This window comes from Cognatishimia activa (genome assembly GCF_026016445.1).
GTDB classification, from domain to species: Bacteria; Pseudomonadota; Alphaproteobacteria; order Rhodobacterales; family Rhodobacteraceae; genus Cognatishimia; species Cognatishimia activa_B.
Genome location: NZ_CP096147.1, coordinates 2,602,635 through 2,619,888 on the forward strand (window position 1 = coordinate 2,602,635; position 17,254 = coordinate 2,619,888).

Annotated in this window: 22 protein-coding genes; 14 read left to right on the forward strand and 8 right to left on the reverse strand. The window is 53.3% G+C overall.

Annotated features, from left to right (window positions below):
* Window positions 1–43: 43 nt before the first annotated feature.
* Together M0D42_RS12965 and M0D42_RS12970 are read right to left on the reverse strand one after the other, a co-directional pair.
* Window positions 44–1,954: an ATP-binding protein gene (locus M0D42_RS12965; RefSeq protein WP_265019030.1), complete on the reverse strand. Its 1,911-nt coding sequence runs from the start codon at window positions 1,952–1,954 to the stop codon at window positions 44–46.
* Between the two features lie 317 nt (window positions 1,955–2,271).
* Complete coding sequence (locus M0D42_RS12970; protein ID WP_265019031.1) at window positions 2,272–3,063, reverse strand: alpha/beta hydrolase; 792 nt, start codon at window positions 3,061–3,063, stop codon at window positions 2,272–2,274.
* Between the two features lie 214 nt (window positions 3,064–3,277).
* Here M0D42_RS12970 and ffh point away from each other — a divergent pair, with 214 nt between their 5' ends.
* The 8 genes from ffh to trmD all read left to right on the forward strand — a co-directional run bounded on the left by ffh (window position 3,278) and on the right by trmD (window position 8,870).
* A complete protein-coding gene (gene ffh, locus M0D42_RS12975) occupies window positions 3,278–4,810 on the forward strand; it encodes a signal recognition particle protein (RefSeq protein WP_265019032.1) in 1,533 nt (510 codons plus the stop codon).
* Window positions 4,811–5,344: a GNAT family N-acetyltransferase gene (locus M0D42_RS12980; RefSeq protein ID WP_265019033.1), complete on the forward strand. Its 534-nt coding sequence runs from the start codon at window positions 4,811–4,813 to the stop codon at window positions 5,342–5,344.
* Complete coding sequence (locus M0D42_RS12985) at window positions 5,341–5,637, forward strand: chorismate mutase (RefSeq protein WP_265019034.1); 297 nt, start codon at window positions 5,341–5,343, stop codon at window positions 5,635–5,637. The genes M0D42_RS12980 and M0D42_RS12985 overlap by 4 nt, the downstream gene beginning before the upstream one ends.
* Before the next feature lie 43 nt (window positions 5,638–5,680).
* The gene (gene rpsP, locus M0D42_RS12990; RefSeq protein ID WP_265019035.1) at window positions 5,681–6,070 is read left to right on the forward strand and encodes a 30S ribosomal protein S16; all 390 of its coding nucleotides are present in this window, start codon (window positions 5,681–5,683) and stop codon (window positions 6,068–6,070) included.
* A gap of 17 nt (window positions 6,071–6,087) precedes the next feature.
* A complete protein-coding gene (gene bluB / locus M0D42_RS12995; protein ID WP_265019036.1) occupies window positions 6,088–6,717 on the forward strand; it encodes a 5,6-dimethylbenzimidazole synthase in 630 nt (209 codons plus the stop codon).
* 75 nt (window positions 6,718–6,792) lie between these two features.
* The gene (gene rimM / locus M0D42_RS13000) at window positions 6,793–7,299 is read left to right on the forward strand and encodes a ribosome maturation factor RimM (protein WP_265019037.1); all 507 of its coding nucleotides are present in this window, start codon (window positions 6,793–6,795) and stop codon (window positions 7,297–7,299) included.
* A gap of 17 nt (window positions 7,300–7,316) precedes the next feature.
* Entirely contained in the window at window positions 7,317–8,012 is a 696-nt protein-coding gene (locus tag M0D42_RS13005; protein WP_265019038.1) for a hypothetical protein, read from the forward strand.
* Window positions 8,013–8,078: 66 nt separating this feature from the next.
* Window positions 8,079–8,870: a tRNA (guanosine(37)-N1)-methyltransferase TrmD gene (gene trmD / locus M0D42_RS13010; RefSeq protein WP_265019039.1), complete on the forward strand. Its 792-nt coding sequence runs from the start codon at window positions 8,079–8,081 to the stop codon at window positions 8,868–8,870.
* Here trmD and M0D42_RS13015 read toward each other — a convergent pair.
* Complete coding sequence (locus M0D42_RS13015) at window positions 8,867–9,793, reverse strand: LysR family transcriptional regulator (RefSeq protein ID WP_265019040.1); 927 nt, start codon at window positions 9,791–9,793, stop codon at window positions 8,867–8,869. The genes trmD and M0D42_RS13015 overlap by 4 nt on opposite strands.
* A gap of 112 nt (window positions 9,794–9,905) precedes the next feature.
* Here M0D42_RS13015 and M0D42_RS13020 point away from each other — a divergent pair, with 112 nt between their 5' ends.
* A complete protein-coding gene (locus M0D42_RS13020; RefSeq protein ID WP_265019041.1) occupies window positions 9,906–10,829 on the forward strand; it encodes an SDR family NAD(P)-dependent oxidoreductase in 924 nt (307 codons plus the stop codon).
* Window positions 10,830–10,863: 34 nt separating this feature from the next.
* A complete protein-coding gene (locus tag M0D42_RS13025; protein ID WP_265019042.1) occupies window positions 10,864–11,238 on the forward strand; it encodes a DUF4345 family protein in 375 nt (124 codons plus the stop codon).
* Between the two features lie 51 nt (window positions 11,239–11,289).
* Here M0D42_RS13025 and M0D42_RS13030 read toward each other — a convergent pair whose 3' ends face one another.
* The 3 genes from M0D42_RS13030 to M0D42_RS13040 all read right to left on the reverse strand — a co-directional run bounded on the left by M0D42_RS13030 (window position 11,290) and on the right by M0D42_RS13040 (window position 13,035).
* Window positions 11,290–12,063, reverse strand: a complete 774-nt coding sequence (locus tag M0D42_RS13030) for a sulfite exporter TauE/SafE family protein (RefSeq protein WP_265019043.1) — start codon at window positions 12,061–12,063, stop codon at window positions 11,290–11,292.
* A gap of 111 nt (window positions 12,064–12,174) precedes the next feature.
* Window positions 12,175–12,579, reverse strand: a complete 405-nt coding sequence (locus tag M0D42_RS13035; protein ID WP_265019044.1) for a hypothetical protein — start codon at window positions 12,577–12,579, stop codon at window positions 12,175–12,177.
* A gap of 75 nt (window positions 12,580–12,654) precedes the next feature.
* On the reverse strand, window positions 12,655–13,035 hold the full coding sequence (locus M0D42_RS13040) for a MarR family winged helix-turn-helix transcriptional regulator (protein WP_265019045.1): 381 nt from the start codon (window positions 13,033–13,035) through the stop codon (window positions 12,655–12,657).
* Window positions 13,036–13,353: 318 nt separating this feature from the next.
* On the opposite strand from M0D42_RS13040, the gene rplS reads away from it, so the two are divergent.
* Together rplS and rpmE are read left to right on the forward strand one after the other, a co-directional pair.
* Window positions 13,354–13,728: a 50S ribosomal protein L19 gene (rplS, locus tag M0D42_RS13045; RefSeq protein ID WP_265019046.1), complete on the forward strand. Its 375-nt coding sequence runs from the start codon at window positions 13,354–13,356 to the stop codon at window positions 13,726–13,728.
* Window positions 13,729–13,739: 11 nt separating this feature from the next.
* Window positions 13,740–13,961 (forward strand): 50S ribosomal protein L31, encoded by a 222-nt coding sequence (rpmE, locus tag M0D42_RS13050; RefSeq protein ID WP_265019047.1) that lies wholly within the window; start codon window positions 13,740–13,742, stop codon window positions 13,959–13,961.
* 147 nt (window positions 13,962–14,108) lie between these two features.
* Here rpmE and M0D42_RS13055 read toward each other — a convergent pair whose 3' ends face one another.
* Window positions 14,109–14,663: a DUF1415 domain-containing protein gene (locus M0D42_RS13055; RefSeq protein ID WP_265019048.1), complete on the reverse strand. Its 555-nt coding sequence runs from the start codon at window positions 14,661–14,663 to the stop codon at window positions 14,109–14,111.
* 114 nt (window positions 14,664–14,777) lie between these two features.
* Window positions 14,778–15,938, reverse strand: a complete 1,161-nt coding sequence (locus M0D42_RS13060; RefSeq protein WP_265019049.1) for a benzoate/H(+) symporter BenE family transporter — start codon at window positions 15,936–15,938, stop codon at window positions 14,778–14,780.
* Window positions 15,939–16,010: 72 nt separating this feature from the next.
* Between M0D42_RS13060 and M0D42_RS13065 the strand changes: the two genes are divergently transcribed.
* Both M0D42_RS13065 and M0D42_RS13070 read left to right on the forward strand, forming a co-directional pair.
* A complete protein-coding gene (locus M0D42_RS13065) occupies window positions 16,011–16,526 on the forward strand; it encodes a helix-turn-helix domain-containing protein (RefSeq protein WP_265019050.1) in 516 nt (171 codons plus the stop codon).
* Between the two features lie 17 nt (window positions 16,527–16,543).
* On the forward strand, window positions 16,544–17,248 hold the full coding sequence (locus M0D42_RS13070) for an SGNH/GDSL hydrolase family protein (RefSeq protein ID WP_265019051.1): 705 nt from the start codon (window positions 16,544–16,546) through the stop codon (window positions 17,246–17,248).
* Window positions 17,249–17,254 lie beyond the last annotated feature (6 nt).

Genomic DNA, 17,254 nt, shown 5'->3' on the forward strand with positions numbered 1-17,254 from the left:
AACCAGCTGCTTTAGTTCTCTTCGGGGTCTCCTCGCAGAGAACTCAGGCACTGATGGCGACCATATCACCAGCGCCCTCCTTCAAAGAGCCCGCTTCGGCGCGAGGTAATGTGAAGCTGAATGTACTGCCTTCGCCATACGTACTATCGACCGAAATCTCACCACCGTGCATTTCCACGATCTTTTTGGAAATCGCCATTCCAAGCCCCGTGCCTCCGGCCTTACGGCTGGAACTGCTGTCCACTTGACTAAACTTGTTGAACACGGCGTCCAAACGATCCGATTGAATCCCACATCCGGTGTCAGAAATGATGATTTTCACCATGGCACCTCGATCGTCGGCAGAAATACTAACACCACCTTCATCTGTGAACTTTAGCGCATTTCCAATGATGTTTATGAGGACCTGCCGCAGTCTTAAGTCATCCGCTTCTACATAAATCTCGCCAACATCACTTTCTAAATAAAGTGACTTCGCATCCGCTTTAAGAGAATACTCGTCAACAAGGTCACTGATCAAAGACCCAACATTGACTGGCTTCTCAACGATGTCCATGCGGCCAGCCTCAATTTTGGAAAAGTCCAAAACATCGTTGATCAGTGTCAGAAGATGCTTCGCTGAGCGCTCCACTTTCCCCGCCAATGATTTCAACGAACCAAGCAGGGCTTCGACTTCCACCTTGATGTCTTCAGCTTCTTCACCCTTGGCTTCAAGCGAGTTGAACAGCTTGGTCGCAGCCGGCAATAATTCCGGCTTACACAGGAATGGCGTACCGCCTAGTACAACTGTTAGCGGTGTGCGCAATTCGTGGCTCATCACGTCCAGGAACTCTGACTTAGCCAGATTGGCTTGTTCAGCAGCTTCCATGGCGTTCTTCAACTCGGTGATATCGACACGGAAACCGACCTTGCCACCATCGGGCGTTCTGGATTCAGAAATCTTCAGCCAGCGGCCATTACCTAGTTTCTGCTCTATATCGATATCACCGGATCTATGCGCTCGCATACGCTCTTGGAAGAATTCTTTTTCACGTCCTATGGCTTCGGGATATTGGCCATGTGCAATGCCGAATTGAATAATATCTTCAAACTTCGCACCAGGGCGCATGGCTTCTGCAGAAATGCTGTAGATTTCTTTGTATTTCGCGTTGCAGATGACCAGCCGGTCATCGCTGTCGTAATAAGCAAATCCGTCGTCGATGCTGTCGATTGCCGCCGAGAGACGCGCATCGGCACGCCAGCGTAATTGCACAAGACGCATGACGCTCCAGATAATGATGACTGCGAGGACCGCACTCAACGCAAATCCAAGCCGAGCCTCAAAGAAAGTGGACGCTGGAAGTTCCCAACCACCTTGCGGCACCCCTGCGATGAACCAACTACCATGTGGAAGCGCGACGGTGACCCCGACAGGATCATTTGCAAAGACTGCTGGTTCTCCGCGGATCATCCCCCCGCCGCTTCCGAGCCCGTCTTTCCCGCGTAGCGCTATATTGAAAGTGACTTCATTTACCCCGGCACTGTCCAATATCATGTCGATGTCCAAGACAAGCGAGACGATCCCCCAAAGACGCGGACCGAAAGACCCAAAGTCAGACGTTGAAACCGACTTCCGAGCAATAAGCGCCTGACCGCCCTGAACAAGGTCCACCGGCCCCGCAATGATAACCTCATCAGCTGCCACAGCTTTGTTCACTGCAGCGAGTTGTGCTGGGATGGTCCTGTAATCTAATCCGACGACGGCCTGATTGCCCTCAAGTGGAAAGACATTTGAAACGATGAGATCTGGCGCAAGCGCGACGAGTTTGAACTCTGAATTTCGCATGAAAGATCGACGTGCGTAGGCTTCGAATTTGGCACGGTCGATATCTGGTTCTAACGACACATAGGTCGCCAACGCATCCAGCGCATTCGAGTTCCTCGTGATCGAGCTTTCGACGCTTTGAGCGATCAAATCTATTTCAGCCTGCACCGAAGCACGAAGTTTGTCTCGTTCAAAAACTCGAGCTTCCCGCTCGTACAATATCCATAAAGCAGCCGCCAAACAGCAAACTATTGCCCCCGCTCCGAGGTAATTGGCAGCCCATAAATACTTGCCACGTAGCTTCATGTATTCTCAGCCCTCGCCCCTGACTGGTACCGCCGCTGGAAAACCAAACGTGCGTTAGCTAAGGTTAAATGCAGAGTCAGGTTAAAAATCAACCAAAGGTAGATGTAATTTTAACTTCGCGTTAACCGAAAGCTTTCGAGAAAATTCGGTTGAATTTCATTTCAGTCATCCGACGCGATAGACAGCAAGATGTCCAATAGTGCCGAAAAACCTTCATCCGAAAGGCTGTGCCCTCCGGGAATAACTTGCATATCCCAGCCGCGCCATTCCTTCAAATGCTTGCCATAGCTGCGAAAAATCTTAGCCTGGCTTTCCTGTGCATAGACATAAGTTCCTGGTGTCGCTGGCAAGCGGCCATTTCGCAGAACTACTTCTCCATACACAGATAAGATCGATTGAGGTGCCAGGGTTTGTTTATGAGATTGTTTCAGATGAAGAGGAACAGGAATCATCCCGCTCTCTACCCAAGCGGGATATCTATGTACAACATACTGTAGTGACCGCGCATCTTGCGGGATCGCGATTTCGCTGTCATTCACGGGTGCTACAGCTTCGACATAAACCACATGAGATATGGATTGGCGCAAACTATCCCATGCACCGGTGATTGGACGACCACCATAGCTATGTCCAACAAGTATAACGTCTTTCAGAGCGTTATACTGGACAGCTTCAACGATGTCTTTCGCGTGGTGATCAATCGAAACATGCGCACCACCTTCGTCGGACCTGAGTCCGTGGCCGGTTAAGGTCACCGCAACCGCGCGATGACCGGCTGCTTGTAAACCGTCAACCAGATCATCCCAATACCACTCTCCAACCCAGGCACCATGAACCAACACGTAGCTACGGGCTTGGGTCTTTTCTTGCGCCTGGGCAGCGCCGAACAGTATCGCGGCTGAGATGCAGAGAGGCACAGCACACTTGTGTTTTATCCACTTGATGACGGACATAACGCTCCTCCCTTGCTTGACTCTTAACACCAGCGGCTGTATCCGCGCAGCAATTCCGGGAGTCTGTCAAAACTTCCGGTCCTAGGCATATGGCCAGGATCGCCCCCCGTCAGCGAGTTTCGCCCACGGGGGCCTTCGTGTATTTGCTTTGGGAATTGGTCGGATCGTACCTATCTTCGGTCCATGTCGAAACGGTTATAAGGAGCCGATAAAGATGTTTGAGAATTTAAGCGAACGCCTTTCCGGTGTCTTTGACCGGCTGACGAAACAAGGTGCGCTGTCTGACGAGGACGTCAAAACTGCTCTACGCGAAGTGCGTGTGGCTTTGCTTGAAGCCGACGTATCTCTGCCTGTCGCCCGTGATTTCGTCAAAGCAGTTCAGGAAAAGGCGACCGGCCAAGCCGTCACTAAATCCGTGACCCCGGGCCAACAAGTCGTGAAAATCGTCCATGACGAGCTGCAACATGTTCTGGCAGGTGATGACGATAATCCCGGCGAGTTGAAAATCGACAACGCCCCCGCACCGATCCTGATGGTCGGTCTGCAGGGTTCTGGTAAAACCACTACCACCGGTAAGCTCGCAAAGCGCTTGACTGAAAAGAACGGCAAGCGCGTTCTGATGGCATCTTTGGACATCTACCGTCCAGCCGCGATGCAACAGCTTGAAATCCTAGGTCAACAGATCGGCGTTGATACCCTGCCAATCGTAGCCGGTGAATCCGCCGTTCAGATCGCCAAACGTGCGAAGCAACAAGCGACTTTGGGCGGTTATGACGTCTACATGCTCGACACTGCCGGTCGTTTGCAGATCGACGAGACCCTCATGCAAGAGGTCGAGGACGTTCGCGACGCGGTGAACCCACGTGAAACGCTTCTGGTGGTTGACGGTCTGACAGGTCAGGTTGCTGTTGAGGTCGCCGAAGAATTCGACGGCAAGATCGGCATTTCCGGCGTGGTGCTGACCCGTATGGACGGTGACGGCCGTGGCGGTGCAGCACTGTCGATGCGTGCAGTCACCGGCAAACCCATCAAGTTCGTCGGTCTTGGCGAAAAGATGGACGCGCTGGAAACCTTCGAGCCAGACCGGATCGCAGGCCGCATTCTTGGCATGGGCGACATCGTTGCTCTGGTTGAGAAGGCGCAGGAAACCATCGAGGCTGAACAAGCCGAGAAGATGATGAAGCGCTTCCAGAAGGGTCGCTTCAACATGAACGACCTGAAGATGCAGCTTGAACAGATGATCAAGATGGGCGGCATGGAGGGCGTCATGGGCATGATGCCCGGCATGGGCAAAATGGCCAAGCAAGCGCAAGCCGCAGGCATGGATGATAAAATCCTGAAGCAGCAGATCGCGCTGATTCAATCGATGACCAAAATGGAACGCGCCAACCCGCAAATCCTGCAGGCGTCCCGCAAGAAGAGGATCGCCAAAGGTGCAGGTCTTGAAGTGTCTGACCTCAACAAACTTCTGAAGATGCAGCGCCAGATGGCGGACATGATGAAGAAGATGGGCAAAATGGGCAAAGGCGGCATGCTGAAACAGGCCATGAAGGGCATGTTCGGCAAAGGCGGTATGCCAGATATGCCAGCGGGTATGGACCCATCTTCCATGGATCCGAAAGCACTCGAAGCTGCGGCGAAACAACTAGGTGCTGGTGGCCTTGGTAAAGGTATGCCGGGCGGTTTGCCGGGTCTTGGCGGGGGCGCATTGCCTCCGGGCCTCTCTGGTTTTGGGAAGAAGAAGTAAGTGATCCAATCGCCCACCATAACTACGGATCGTCTGATCCTCCGCAAGCCAGCGGCACGCGACGTTGATACGGTCGTGGCGTTTTTCCTGTCTGAGCGCGCAGCTCATGTCGGCGGGCCATATACAGAAGGCAAAGCCTGGCGCCAATTCGCTGCAGAGGTCGGCCATTGGGATCTGCTTGGTTTCGGCATGTGGGCAGTGACCACGAAAGAAAGCGATCAAATTATTGGCCTTATCGGCCCATGGTGCCCTATTGATTGGCCCGAAACCGAGATCGGCTGGCTGATGTTTGAAGGTTCTGAAGGCAAAGGCTACGCATTTGAAGCCGCACAAGCGGCTGTGAACCATGCCTTCACTGAACTTGGTTGGGACACCGCCGTCAGCTATATCGCAGAAGAAAATACACGTTCCATCGCATTGGCGGAACGTCTTGGCGCGGTCTATGACCCCAACGCTCAACAACCAAAACCAGACCAGCCTTGCCTGATCTACCGCCATCCATGCCCTGCACCACAGACGGAGACGTCCAAATGACCGACGCAGTCGCCCGCGCCGCGGAACTTTTGAAGGAACACCGCGATAGCATTGACCGTCTTGATGCGATCCTCGTCTACACGCTGGGTGAGCGCTTTAAGCACACTCAAGCCGTGGGTGAACTGAAAGCAGAACACGACCTTCCCCCGTCCGATCCAAGCCGCGAAGCCGCGCAGATCGCACGCCTAGAAGATCTGGCAGACCGGGCCCACCTGGACCCCGATTTTGCCAAGGCTTTCCTGAATTTCATCATTCAGGAAGTCATCCGACATCACAAGAAACACCAGGAATAACAGAGCCGAGGCTCTGCTCACGCCATTATAGGAGAAACTCACCATGGCAATGAAAATTCGTTTGGCCCGCGGCGGCTCTAAAAAACGTCCATTCTACCGCATCGTCGCAGCGGATTCCCGCATGCCACGTGACGGCCGCTTCATCGAGAAGCTGGGCACATACAACCCGCTGCTGCCAAAAGACAGCGAAGAGCGTGTAAAGATGAACCTTGAGCGCATCGAATACTGGGTTGGCCAAGGCGCACAGGTCACTGACCGTGTTGCTCGCTTCCTGGAAGCAGCTGGCGTGAACGCGAAAACCGAGCGCAACAACCCTAAGAAAGCGGAACCAGGCCAAAAAGCCAAAGACCGCGCTGAAGAAAAAGCAGCAAAAGCGGCTGAAGCTGCAGAGGCCGCAGCGGCTCCTGCAGAAGAAGCAGCGGCTGAAGAATAAGAAGAAGGGGCTCACGGATGCAGTCTTTCCCAAAAGACTTTCAATCCGAATTGACCCGTCTTCTACGGTGGCGGCGCGACGTGCGCCGTTTCCGCACCGATCCGGTGGACGAGGCACTTCTGACGGAGTGCCTCGACGCCTTCCTGCTCGCCCCATCTGTGGGCCTGTCAGAACCCTGGCGTGTTGTGCGTGTCGAGTCTGATACCGCTCGCCAAGCCGCCTATGAAAATTTCAAAACCGCCAACGCCGAAGCGCTTGCCGGATATGGCAGCGACAAGGCCAAGACATATGCTGGCTTGAAGTTGTCAGGCATGTCTGATGCACCTGTGCAACTGGCGATTTACTGCGATGAGGCGACCGACAAAGGCTCAGGTCTTGGTGCGAAAACCATGCCGGAGATGCGCCGGTATTCAGTGGTCGGAGCCATCAACCTCTTTTGGCTGACCACCAGAGCACGCGGGCTTGGGGTAGGCTGGGTCTCAATTCTTGATCCGGTGCAATTGAACAAAGACCTAAACGTTCCTGCGGACTGGTCCCTGGTAGCCTACCTTTGCGTGGGATGGCCAGAAGACGTGTCCAAGACGCCAGAACTTGAACAATTGGGCTGGGAAGACCGTCGCAGGCAGCTGCCGATTGAAAAGCGCTAACCCTTGCGCCTCCCACTGTAATACGCGACAAACTCGCCACCTGAGTGGCAACAGCACCCAAGAATTGGAAACACGATGTCGGAATTGATCTGTGTCGGCGCAATCGGTGGCGCCTTTGGTGTGAAAGGCGAAGTGCGCCTGAAAAGCTTCACCGCAGAGGCAGAAGCGATTGCAGACTATGCGCCGCTCTCTACCGAAGACGGCAGCCGTGAGTTTGATGTTGTTGTCACGCGCTCGATCAAAAATGGCCTCGCGGCCCGCCTGTCAGGCGTGATTACCAAAGAAGATGCTGATGCATTGCGTGGCACGCAGCTGTTTGCGCCACGGGACCGTTTACCGGAGCTGCCCGAAGATGAGTTCTACCACACCGACCTGATTGGACTTGAGGTCCGGGATACTGGCGGCACGGTTCTGGGCAACGTGAAATCCGTGCAAAACAACGGCGCGGATGATCTGCTGGAAATCCACGGACCCGGCCTGAAAAACACCGTGCTCCTGCCCTTCACACGCGCAGCTGTGCCAACTGTCGATCTTAACGGGGGTCGTATTATTGCTGACCCGCCTGATGGTTTGTTTGATTAGGTTTAGAAAACGTGGCCATGCGCAAATTCGTTGTTCATGCAGGGTTCCATAAGACTGCAACGACAACAGTCCAAAAGACGCTTGAACAGCACAACGACCTGATTGCACCGCATATCGAATACCTGGATCGCAAAAGGCTAAAACCAGTTCGAATTGCCGCTCAGGCTTATTCAAGTTCGCTGGATCCAGTTGATCTGTCTATTTTCGAAATGCGGGTCTGTGAACTTCTGATGACGTTGGATGAGAAAGACGACCGCTGCCTGCTGATGTCTTCTGAAGATTTCTCAGGCTATCTCGTTGGGCGGCATGGCGTATCGACATACGCGGCGGCTGTTCCTCTGGTTGGCGCAATCAAAAACATGCTCCGCGTTGTTTATGATGCTGAACCAAACCTTTCCGTTTACTTTTCAACTCGGCGCGAAGGATGGCATGAGAGCTGCTACGGGCAACTGACAAAAAACAGAGCCATCGAGCTTTCGCTGCAAGATTTCACTCATCGCTACGCAGAAGCCAACAATTTTAACGCTATCGTTTCGAAAGTGCGCTCTGAAATCAGCCCATCAAAGGTATTCGCAGCGGATTTAGAAGATTTGACTGGTCGGCTTGGTCCTTTGCAGCCACTGTTAGATTTGTGTGAGCTAAAACCCGACTTGCAGTCAGAAATCACTCTGCTTCCGCCACAGAACGTGGCACGCAAATCGCAACCCAAATAGGCTCGCTCCTTGATCCCAAAGGGCAAAGGACGCTAAACGCTGCGGTGCAATAGAGCGGAGCGCAATATGTCCAGCCCGAACAAGTCACACGGTCGCAAATCGATCTCGGTTTCTTTGAAGCCGCGTGAACTGATGACCCATAACCCGACGCTTGCAAACGCTTGGACAGCGCGGATCATCACACTTTTCCCACAGGCCTTTCCGGGTGTTCTTGGAGAAAGCCTGACAGGCAAGGCCCTGAAGGATGGGAAATGGCAGCTGGAAACCACGGATTTACGCCCTTTCGGTGAGGGTAAGCATCGCAATGTAGATGATACGCCCGCAGGCGGCGGCGCCGGTATGGTGCTGCGCCCTGATGTTCTAGGCAAAGCCATCGACCACACATTGCGCGGTGTTCGCGGCACCAACCCCCTCGTCTATCTCAGCCCACGTGGCGTCCCGTTCTCCCAAGCTATGGCGCGCCATTGGAGCCAATGCGATGGCGTCACCATGCTTTGTGGCCGCTTTGAAGGAGTCGATCAGCGTGTGCTGGATCACTACAACATCCAAGAAGTTTCATTGGGTGATTTCGTCCTGACCGGTGGTGAAATTGCAGCACAGGCCATGATTGACGCCACGGTGCGCCTACTGCCGTCCGTTCTTGGTAATGCAGACAGCATTGAAGACGAAAGCCATTCCAAGGGCCTTCTAGAACACCCGCAATATACTCGCCCAGCGGAATGGATGGGGCGTGAGATCCCAGAGGTGCTCACATCGGGCAACCACGGTAAAGTCGCGGAATGGCGCCAGAAAATGGCGGAAGAGATCACCAAAGAACGCCGCCCGGATATGTGGGAGAAGTGGCTGGACAGAGACTAACCAATCGCTTTATCCACCGTTCCCGCAACCCAGAATTCGTTGCGGCGAGCTTTGATCTGCGCGGCGGTAAAATCCACAAACAGCCTGACCCGGGCAGTGTTGCGGAGGTCGCGGTGCAAGAGCAGCCATAAATGGCGATACGGCAGTGGTTTCTGGAACGGCGCGCGGATCAGGTTGGGATGACGGTCCCCAAGATTGCAGGCGAGATAGGCCATACCTAGTCCTGAAGCCGCCAAAGTGATGAGCGGCACGAGTTCGGACACGCGATGCTTGAGAAGTGCTTTGGGATAGAAGCTTTCTTTCACCCATTTTGCCGTCTTGTCTTCTTCGGGTTCGTGCCAGCCAATCAGGTTGAGCCCCTCGCCGCCGTTGTCATTGACCCGTTCCGCGTACTCTCTTGTGCAATAGGCGGCTTGCGACATCTGTACGAGCTTGCGTCCGACGACGTCGTCCATCACTTCATAGGCCACACGTAAGCTGACATCCGCCTCACGTCTTGCCAGGTCTGCGACGTCGTTTGTGAAATGCACATTCAACTCGATGTCAGGGTATTTCTCTGAGAAGGCCGCCAAATCATCCATGATCGAAGTCATCGCCAACCCGTGGGGCATCGTCACATAAACTGTACCGGCGGGCTGCGCGTCTCGTCCGACGATAACACGCGACGCCGAAGTCATCTCGTCTTCGATGCGCAATGCATAGGGCATCAGGTCTTCGCCAAGCTGTGTCAACACCAGACCAGTGGTCGAGCGATCAAACAGGCGGCTGCCGATGTTATCCTCCATCACGCTCAGGCGGCGTGCGACCGTCGTGTGGTTGGCCTGCAGCAGATCAGCGCCGCCCCGAATGGTGCCGGCGCGCGCGACGGCCAAAAAGAATTTCAGGTCGTCCCAATTGAAGACTTGGCTTTCGGGGCCGGTCATTGGCGCTACTCCGGTTCATTTTTGAAACACCATGTTCAGTTTTACCCGGATACCCACCAAAATTCAAACACACTAAGTTCGGTTCATCACTTAATCAAATGGACCTGAACCCATGAACAACATTCAATCCGTCATGATCACCGGCGCAAATGCTGGTCTGGGCCGTGAGGCCGCCCGCCAACTCGCCGGACGCAAGGGCATCGAGAAGATCTATCTTGCGTGCCGCAACCCCAAAAAAGCCGAAGCGGCCAAAACATCGCTGGAAGCGGAAACCGGGCGCAACATCTTTGAGATCATTCTCATGGACGTGTCTGACACGGACTCGGTCCGCAACGCCGTTGCACAGATGACCAGCCCTGTGGATGCGGTCATTCTGAACGCCGGCGGTACCGGCGGCCAGACGCCAAACGCGCTAACCAAAGCCGGGGTCACCCATATCTACGCTGCAAACGTCCACGGGCATGTCGTGCTGGTAGAAGAGCTGCTGTCGCTTCAACTCGTAACATCCACCGTACTATACGCTGGCTCCGAGGCTGTGCGCGGAATTCCCAAAATGGGCATGGCGCGCCCGGAATTGGCGTCATCAAACGAAGATGAATTCGTCTCGATTGCCAATGGTGCGAAGTTTGGACCAGAGGGCAACCCGATGGACAACTACTCTTATGTCAAACTCGTTGCGGTCCTCTGGATGGGCGCCATGGCACGCCAGCATCCTCACATCCGCTTTGTCAGCATGAGCCCAGGCGGCACCGCTGGTACGGCCGGTTTTGATAATCTGCCCTTTATCAAACGGCTTATTTTCAAGCACATCGGCGGCACTCTCATGCCTCTCTTCGGCATGATGCATTCGGTCGAAACCGGTGCGAAACGCTATGTCGAAGGTATTCTGAACCCGAAATTTGAAAGCGGTCATTTCTACGCGAGCCGCAAGGGATCCCCGACCGGACCTGTTGTCGATCAAGACACTATCGACAGCTTCCTGTCCGATCGCACTGCCCAGGACAACGCATTCCGCGCCGTTCAACAATTCGCGTAACCTCAAATATCTGCTTTGAAAAGGAGACACTCCAATGGAACTTACTCTGCAGATCCTCGTTGGCCTCGCCACTCTGATGCTCACCGGTCTTGGCACCATGTCTATGTTCGCGCCAAAGCGAATGGTGAAGAACTTTGCTATCGAACCGATCGGCACCGCCGGTCTGAGCACTATCCGTTCCGTCATTGGTGGCCTGTTTCTGGCCAGCGTAACAATGCTTCTGCTGGGCCTGTTCGGAGGTCAAACGATTGGCTTCGTAGCCGTTGCCCTGGTGCTTGGCGTTGTCGCTTTTGGCCGGGTCGTCAGCCTTGTGACAGATGGGTTTGACAAAGCTGTCATCCCTCCCCTGGTGGTCGAGCTTGTCATCATCGCAGTCCTGCTGACAGCATATTCGCAACTGTCGGCTTAAGGAACACCACTCAATAAAACGGGCTCCAACAAGGGGCCCGTTTTTGCGTGTTCACCCGGTTAAACCTTTGCGCAGCAAATTCAGCCCGGCGATCACCAGAACAACCAGCGTCAATCGCCGAAATAGCTTCTGATCCAAACGATCCTGAATGCGGAAACCATACCACATTCCAAGCATCGCGATCGGCAAAAGCAAAAGCGAAAACGGCGCAGTCTCTTTGTTCATTACGCCTGACTGCAGATGTGCTGAAATCAATGTGACGGAACCCGCCCCATATACAACGCCTTGAACAATCATCTGCTTCGCCTTTGGGGTATTGATTGCCAACAAGTACATAACCGTGGTTGGCCCCCAAGTGCCCGCGAAGCCACCCAACAGACCGGAAATTACTCCTAGCACCCATTCCGCCTTTTTTCGATTTTCTGGCGCTACGCTCAATTGGATGCCGGCCAATTGTACCAGAGATAAGAACACAACTGGGATGCCCAAGATCAGGTAAAAGACTTGACTCGAGATAAATGGAACAAGCTGCGCAGAAAGGAAGATAAAGATACAAACAACAACCAGATAACGCCAATATTCCCTTGCCGCCGCTAAAGCAGGATTAACCCCTTGCCTGAACGTCTGGAAGATATTGCTGACTACGGTTGGTATCAACATCGCAGCAATGGCCAACTTCGGATCCGTTAACGAGCTGATGCCGGATACAAGGATCAAAGGCATTGCAAAACCGACAGCACCTTTGACAATACCTGCAACCAGCGCCACCACGAAGCACAGGAGAAGTGTGGTTACATCCAACTGAGAAAGTACGCCGTAGTCCAAGCTGCCTCCAAATTTTAAGCCAGAGTCATGTCTAACCCCCTTAGTTGCAACCTGCGGGTTTGGGCCCGAAATGCAAGCGGACATTTCCTTACACTTCGGACCGTCAGTGGCTTAGGCCTTTTCAGCTTTCATTTTGGCCATGAATTGCGCTTTCATCTCGTGCCCACGGATCGCCGGGAAAGAGATTGCTGCAAGAACCAGAACGCCAAGCTTGTTTAAGGCCGCAAAGACCAGGCCATCAAAGAACCATCCCAAAAGGGTTGTAAGAGAACCCAAATATTCAGGCAGGTCCGCAAAGGCTGGAACGAACCAGGCTCCAGTTACGCCATGCAGCGCAAGACCAATCCAAAACCCTGCACAATATGGGCAGCGCCAATGTTCGTAGAGCGTTTGCAGTGGCTTTGGCAGCCGTTCCAGTATGGCGTTGAACCAGCTTCCCCAGTGTGGGAGGTGCTCCCAAATCAGCATGTGAATTGAGATACCAAGTAGCAGGTTCGGAAGATTCAGAATTTCCATAGTGATTTCCTTATTTAGTTTGTCTAACTTACTTTATTGACGAGTGAAATTCTGCAGAAAGCAGCCCTTCAGTTTCTAGGTTTGTTTGGCGGCGATTGCCTCGGCCACGCGTTCATAGACCCCAAAGCCCATTTTCAACAAAGCGCGTCCCTTTTCGGTCAGGACAATATGCTGTGCCCGCGCATCCATTTTGCATTGGAACCGCTCCACCAACTCGCGCCCTTCAAGTTTCGCAATCATTGTGCTGGCAGAGGCTTTGGTGACCCCAAGTGCGTCAACAATATCTTGCAAATGCTGACCGTGTTTGTCCTCATAACGTTGGAGGCGTTCTTCTTCATTGACGGCTGAAAGATACTCAAACTCGTTGAAGCTTAATTCCAAACTACGCGCCGCCGCATTCCATTCCCGATGGGCAAGCCGATGTAGCATGTGTATCTGTTCAGCAGTCTGGGTCATGGGAGACACTTAAGTTAGGCAACCTAACCTTTCAAGCCCAGAGACGCCAATCGGTCAATATTTTATGGTGATAGCGCACTTGCCAAAGCCCCAACTTTGCCCTACACCGCGCCTGTCCGGGACTCTTCTGAGTCGTTCGGACCTGTTTTGTATTGGCAGATCTCTTTTTCTTCGAAGGGCCAGCCAAACGAGGCAGCGAGAATAAGCAACGACGGACACCCTCTGGCGGGCGCATGTGCGGACCCGGTGAAGACACAGAGTTCTTGGACGGCACCTAACTTCGTGGGCCAAACCACGGGCAACATAGGAGATGGTCACATGGACCTGATCGCACAGCTAGAGGCGGAACAAATCGCCTCTCTGGGAAAAGACATCCCAGACTTCAAAGCGGGTGACACCATCCGCGTTGGTTACAAAGTGACCGAGGGCTCCCGCTCTCGTGTTCAGAACTACGAAGGCGTTTGCATTTCCCGTAAAAACGGCGAAGGCATTGCCGGTTCTTTCACTGTTCGCAAGATTTCCTTCGGTGAAGGCGTGGAACGTGTGTTCCCACTGTACTCCACCAATATCGACAGCATCACCGTGGTTCGCCGTGGTCGCGTGCGTCGTTCCAAACTATACTACCTGCGCAGCCGTCGTGGTAAGTCCGCACGTATCGCAGAAGTCACCAACTACAAGCCTAAGCAAGCGTAAGGAGTGGCATCATGAAAAAAGATACGCACCCAGACTACCACTTCATCGACGTCAAAATGACCGACGGCACCATCATCAAGATGCGTTCCACTTGGGGCAAAGAGGGCGACACAATGGCGCTGGACATCGACCCATCTGCGCACCCTGCGTGGAATGGCGGCTCTTCCCGTCTGATGGACGCGGGCGGCCGTGTTTCCAAGTTCAAAGCGAAATACGAAGGTCTGGGCTTCTAAGCACTGCTCTCAATTTTCAAGAAACGCCGCTCTTTTTAGGGCGGCGTTTTTCGTTGGACTTTATGCCGAGCTGCTCATTCAGCTTTAGCCGCCATCAGCGCCAAATCTCGGATGACCGCCGCTATCAAAACTTCGCTCAACCAGTAGTCATTTACCCCAAGGACAGAGTGCTTCGACCCGTGGGCGACCAAGTTCATTCAATTTTTTGATGTTATCGAGATAAATCCTCCCTGGGTCCGAAACGTGAGCGAGGACTTTGGTCATCTGATCTTGGCGTAGAAGATGTATGGTTGGATAGGGCGAGCGATTGGTAAAGTGGCTAAGATCGTCTGAAGCCACACCCTCAAATTGATATTGAGGATGAAAGGACGCTAATTGCACATGGTCTGTCAGTTCGGCTTGCTCCAAAAGCTGCTGAAACCAATCAAGCAAGTCGAGGTAATCACCGAAATCTTCTAGGCCTTGGGTGAACATGAGCAAGCTCGTGGCAACATCGTTTTCATTGGCCCCAAGCAGGCGCTGTAATTCATTCAAATAGAATAGCTTTAGTTCTGCATCGGTCGTTGCATCACAGACCGCGTAGTACACTTGGTCTCGGGCAATGACGCTAGAGGAAAACGGGCATAGATTTAGTCCTACGACCATTTCATCAAGCCAACGACGGGTATTATTCACCACTTCCTGATGAGCTATCGATAGCATCTTTGGGTCAAACTTATTGATACGAAAGGTCCTTTCTTGCTTCACCAATCTGGAGCAAATTAATGCTCCGCTGTCGACGTTGCAAACTATGACAGTTTGATCAACCCTGAGAGGCTATTTCTTACGCCGATCCAAGACTGCTTTCACAACAAGCCCTAGCAGTAGCCCCCAAACCGGAGCGCCGATGTTGAAAAAACTGATCCCACTGACAACCATCATAAAGGTGACTAAGGCCGCATCTCGATCCTGAGCATCCGTCATGGCCGCTGCCAGACTGGACGTGATGGTTCCGATCAGCGCTATTCCGGCGATGGCCAAGACCAGCGCCTCTGGGGCAATCAGGAACAGGCTTATGATGGTCGCGCCAAACAAACCTGCAAGGATGTTCACAGAACCACTCACCAGCACGGCTTTGTATCTTTGCCCTGGATCTGGATCTGTTTCAGGTCCCGCGCATAGTGCTGCGGTGATGGCCGCAAAGTTAAATGCGTAGCCCCCAAATGGGGCCAGCAGTAGTGATGTAATCCCAGTAACCGTCAGTGTGCCGGATACGGGCGGCTCATATCCCGCGGACTTGAGCACAACAACACCCGGCATGTTTTGCGAGGACATGGTGACGATATACAGCGGAAGGCCGAGTCCGATGATCACAGACCAGTTCAGCTCTGGTATAACAAAGACTGGCTTGGCCAGGGCGAGCGTTACTTCAACGTTTGGATTATACATGCCCGTCACCGCGCAAAACCCAGCGCCGACCAACAACACCACGGCGATCGTGAGTTGTGGAAACCACAAGCGCCCTGCGAGCCAAGTCGCAAGCATTGTCAGAACCAGCAGTGGCGCTTCCTCTAAAGCCTCAAATGTTCCCAGCCCGAAACGGAATAATATCCCAGCGAGCATGGCGCTCGCCAAAGCCGGTGGAATGAGCTTGGTCAGGCGTTCAAATACGCCAGTGAGACCTGTTACGATCAACAAGATGGCGCAAAACAAAAACGCCGCCACAGCCTGTTCGATAGGAACGCCCTCACCTGAGACAGCAATCAGCGCGGCACCGGGAGTGGACCATGCGGTCAGAACGGGCATCTTATAGCGCAGCGCCAAAATGACGCCGCTGAGGCCCATGCCAATGCCCAGCGCCCAGAGCCAGCTATTCGCCTGAGCTTGTGTTGCGCCCAAGGCTTCGATGGCTGCAAAGATTATCACAATACTACCGGTGTAACCCACAAGCGCAGGCAGAATGCCTGAGGTGACATGTGTTAACTTAAATCCAAACATGGCGACTCGACCTTAGAAATGCATAGCCGAATTCAGCTTCGTGCGTTATAACGCACAAATCAAGAGATATTCATGACCGACGATAGAATTCAGATCAATTTGAAGGCCATTCGTGCAGATGCAGGGCTGAGCCTTTCGGCGACCGAAACCCTGACCGGGGTCAGCAAAGCCATGCTTGGTCAGATCGAACGTGGGGAAAGCAGCCCCACGATTGCAACACTCTGGAAGCTCTCTAAGGGATTCAAACTGCCGCTCTCTGCGCTGATCACAGAACCACCCTCAACCGAACATCAGTTCAAAGAGAGCATAACGGTCCAGACATTGTTTCCGTTTGATCCGCAGCTTGGATCAGAGACGTTTGTTGTGGGGCTATCTGCAGGTCTCACACACGAATCTGCAGCGCATCGTTCAGGTGTGGTCGAGGATATTTTTGCAATCGATGGCGATGTCGACATCTATTTTGATGGTTCCTGGCATCCTCTGGGTAAAGGAAAATCCCTCAGAATCGCCGCTGACCAGCCCCACGGCTACCGTAATCTCGGCTCATTTCCCGTGCATATCCACAACACAATCTATTATCCAAGCTGACCCCGAGCGCGAATATTATGAGTAAAAAATTCCTTGTACCCCTTTTGTCGGGGTTGATGTTGATGAGCTGTGTGGATTCTGCAGGCTCCCCTGAAGTTACCCAAGGTCCTCGCATCCTTGCGATGGGGGATTCCATGATGGCCGCCCATAAGATTTCCGGGCGCGCTGTATCTGACTATGTTGCCCGCTCTTTAAATGAACCCATCCGCGATCATTCGATGGTTGGTGCCAGCATGTCTTATGCCCTGCCCATCACAGGCGCGATGGGTCTGAATATTGCCCAACAGTTCCGTGGTGGTGAATGGGATTGGGTCGTCTTAAATGGCGGCGGCAATGACCTTTGGCTGGGCTGTGGTTGTCATTCTTGCGACAACAAAATGGAAAAGTTGATCACGGCAGACGGCACAACGGGCAAAATTCCGAATCTTGTAACCCGCCTGCGCAACACCGGAGCCCAAGTTCTTTGGGTTGGCTATCTGCGCAGCCCTGGTATGGACAGTCCTATTGAAAACTGCCGAGATGAAGGTGACGAGCTGGAAGCGCGCTTGGCACACATGGCCGAAACCACCAAAGGCGTGCACTTCGTATCCATTGCAGATCTGGTTCCGCATGGAGATCGCTCCTTCCATGGCATCGACATGATCCACCCGTCGCTTAAAGGCAGCGCCGAGATTGGCGAGCGCGTGTCTAATTATATACGCAAGGTCGATCCGATCCGGTAAGAACGA

Bases quoted from the DNA above. Each gene is read 5' to 3' on its own strand.
- trmD (WP_265019039.1), top strand. From the start codon at position 8,079: ATGTCCAGCCCGAACAAGTCACACGGTCGCAAATCGATCTCGGTTTCT.
- rimM (WP_265019037.1), top strand. From the start codon at position 6,793: ATGTCGGAATTGATCTGTGTCGGCGCAATCGGTGGCGCCTTTGGTGTG.
- rpmE (WP_265019047.1), top strand. From the start codon at position 13,740: ATGAAAAAAGATACGCACCCAGACTACCACTTCATCGACGTCAAAATG.
- ffh (WP_265019032.1), top strand. From the start codon at position 3,278: ATGTTTGAGAATTTAAGCGAACGCCTTTCCGGTGTCTTTGACCGGCTG.
- M0D42_RS13065 (WP_265019050.1), top strand. From the start codon at position 16,011: ATGACCGACGATAGAATTCAGATCAATTTGAAGGCCATTCGTGCAGAT.
- bluB (WP_265019036.1), top strand. From the start codon at position 6,088: ATGCAGTCTTTCCCAAAAGACTTTCAATCCGAATTGACCCGTCTTCTA.
- M0D42_RS12970 (WP_265019031.1), bottom strand. From the start codon at position 3,063: ATGTCCGTCATCAAGTGGATAAAACACAAGTGTGCTGTGCCTCTCTGC.
- M0D42_RS13055 (WP_265019048.1), bottom strand. From the start codon at position 14,663: ATGCTATCGATAGCTCATCAGGAAGTGGTGAATAATACCCGTCGTTGG.
- rplS (WP_265019046.1), top strand. From the start codon at position 13,354: ATGGACCTGATCGCACAGCTAGAGGCGGAACAAATCGCCTCTCTGGGA.
- M0D42_RS13005 (WP_265019038.1), top strand. From the start codon at position 7,317: ATGCGCAAATTCGTTGTTCATGCAGGGTTCCATAAGACTGCAACGACA.
- M0D42_RS13040 (WP_265019045.1), bottom strand. From the start codon at position 13,035: ATGACCCAGACTGCTGAACAGATACACATGCTACATCGGCTTGCCCAT.
- M0D42_RS13070 (WP_265019051.1), top strand. From the start codon at position 16,544: ATGAGTAAAAAATTCCTTGTACCCCTTTTGTCGGGGTTGATGTTGATG.
- rpsP (WP_265019035.1), top strand. From the start codon at position 5,681: ATGGCAATGAAAATTCGTTTGGCCCGCGGCGGCTCTAAAAAACGTCCA.
- M0D42_RS13035 (WP_265019044.1), bottom strand. From the start codon at position 12,579: ATGGAAATTCTGAATCTTCCGAACCTGCTACTTGGTATCTCAATTCAC.
- M0D42_RS12985 (WP_265019034.1), top strand. From the start codon at position 5,341: ATGACCGACGCAGTCGCCCGCGCCGCGGAACTTTTGAAGGAACACCGC.
- M0D42_RS13015 (WP_265019040.1), bottom strand. From the start codon at position 9,793: ATGACCGGCCCCGAAAGCCAAGTCTTCAATTGGGACGACCTGAAATTC.
- M0D42_RS13020 (WP_265019041.1), top strand. From the start codon at position 9,906: ATGAACAACATTCAATCCGTCATGATCACCGGCGCAAATGCTGGTCTG.
- M0D42_RS13060 (WP_265019049.1), bottom strand. From the start codon at position 15,938: ATGTTTGGATTTAAGTTAACACATGTCACCTCAGGCATTCTGCCTGCG.
- M0D42_RS13025 (WP_265019042.1), top strand. From the start codon at position 10,864: ATGGAACTTACTCTGCAGATCCTCGTTGGCCTCGCCACTCTGATGCTC.